The organism is Pedobacter sp. 10L46_2 (assembly GCF_056395165.1).
In genome coordinates this window covers 1-2,201 of sequence record NZ_JBFTIZ010000131.1, presented here as the reverse complement: position 1 = coordinate 2,201, position 2,201 = coordinate 1, and the positions used below count along the sequence as shown (strand labels likewise).

Sequence of the window (2,201 nt, the reverse complement as noted above, 5' to 3'; positions counted from 1 at the left end):
CCTGATGGCAGGTAATGCAAAAACCTTCTTTAGCAAATATTGCTCGTCCTTTTACAAAGAGCTTGCGCTCTTCGCCACTCAAAGCTGTGGTCAGCTTTTCTCCTTTTTTCTCTGTTACAGATCTTCCGTTTAAGTGAGCTATAGCAGTTTCATAAGGTGCTCTCATCCAATCATCAAGGGGTTTTTTGCTAACTTCCAGCTCTATAGGTAATGCTTTATCTTTAGGTAACCAAGATGCGGCAGCAATCACTTCAAGTCGAACCCTGCCGTTTTCATCGGCCGCAGACTGCATTAACAATTCCGGCTGATCAGCTATCTGATGTCCTGTGTATCTTAACACTCTTACCGCAGCTGCCCTTGCATGGAAATCCTTTGCTTTTAGCAACTGTCTAAGTAACTGATCGTCTACTTTATTTAACCCCCAGGTTACCCAAAGTGCCTCCAAAAGGTTGTGCTCATATCTAGGATCATTTTTATCCAATTTAGCCACCCATGTTTTCACCTCAATAAGCACGTCAGAAACTTTACGTCCGCGCAACTCAGATCGTGTACGTGATCGTGTTCTGTCTTCTGGTAACTTCAGGTTCTCCAAAAGCTCCGGAATGCTTGCATCTGCAATTTTTACTGGTTTTACTAGCGGACGAGAAGGGTAGGTGATTCTGTAAATTCGACCATGTACATGGTCTCTTAACGGATCCCGGGCATTGTGTTGCATGTGTCCGATTAAGATGTTGTGCCAATCGGCAACGTATAAAGAACCATCAGGCGCAAACTCCATATCTACCGGCCTAAAATTTTTGTCTTCTGCTATTAGTAAATCCTGTCTGTGTCTGCTTTTATATCCCGTTCCATCGTCAACAAGAGTATGTTCTTTAGTACCTAAGAAACCGATCGTATTATTTATTAAAAAATCTCCTTGCAGTTCATCAGGGAAGTGCCGACTTGAAACAAACTCCAAACCAGAGGTAGGACGAACACGATGTTCCGGTTGTAATAAATCTCTGGATTTCTCAGTAAACACTCCATATCTTGGTTTTACCGAAACTGGCAACATCCAGCATACGTCTGGGCTCGATGTTTCTGCATAAAAATTCTGTCCCCATTGATCAAAGGCAATACCCCAGGGATTAGGTACATATGGTTGGGCAGTGCGTTCTAACTTATGCAATTGCGGACTGTAGCGATAGAAGCCACCATTGGTAGCTCTAACAGGCCCGTAAGATGTTTCTACGTTTGTGTGCAAAAACACACCCTCGCCCATATATATAGCTCCTGAAGGGTCGGTAGTAAAGGCGTGTATATTGTGATGGGTATCATGATCATCAAAACCGCTCAACAGAATTTCTTTTTTGTCTGCTTTGCCGTCGCCATCAGTATCTTTTAAAAGCACAAAGTTTGTTCCTTGCGAAAGGTAAACCCCTTCGGCAGTGATTTCAAAACCTAACGGAAGATGTAGTCCATCCGCAAAAACGGTCTGTTTATCGGCTTTTCCATCATTATTTGTATCTTCTAAAATAATCAACTTATCATTAGGCTTAGCATCCCCAGGTTTGTAATGCGGGTAACTAGGCATGGTTGCCACCCATAATCTGCCTTTATTATCAAAAGTGATCTGGCAAGGTTTAGCCAAATCCGGAAATTCTTTTTCTGAGGCAAACAGTTCTATTTTAAAACCTGGAGCCACTTTTAGTTTTGCTAACGCTTCCTCACCAGATAAGTACTTCAAGCTCCCATTTCTTTCAGCATTATAATTTGTTTTTACTACAGGAGGAGGGGTTGTATTCTTATCCGCAGCAACCAGATCCATTTTTTCACCCTTTACGGCTTTCCAAATTGCTGTATCCCTTATTGCTGTCATTTCGCGGAGTCTTTTAATCTCTGCAGGATAATTATCAGGCCCAAAAGGATCGTATCTGCGCCCATACGCATGTACGCCATTTGGAATTTTAAAATCATTGTGCCATGTCCAGTTTTTCTCTAATACAGCTGCATGAACAAGGGCCCTGTTTTCTTCAGCTTTTGCTGCCATTTCACCAAAAATCTGATTAGCTAATAAAGGAGCGAAACGTGCATAGGCGGTGTCACTAAGTTGTGATCCATCTATAGTCAGGTATTTTTCGGTAGTTTCAAACCATTTTTTTGTAGGCGAATAAACATCAACAAAGCGTACATTATTGTTCGCCGCAATCTCTTTCATAGCC

The 2,201-nt window shown here is 42.1% G+C and carries 1 pseudogene; it reads right to left on the bottom strand.

The features are described 5' to 3' along the window. Nucleotides 1-1,807 (bottom strand): annotated as a pseudogene (locus AC1DDX_RS15015) (PVC-type heme-binding CxxCH protein); the annotation flags it as partial. Nucleotides 1,808-2,201: the final 394 nt, after the last annotated feature.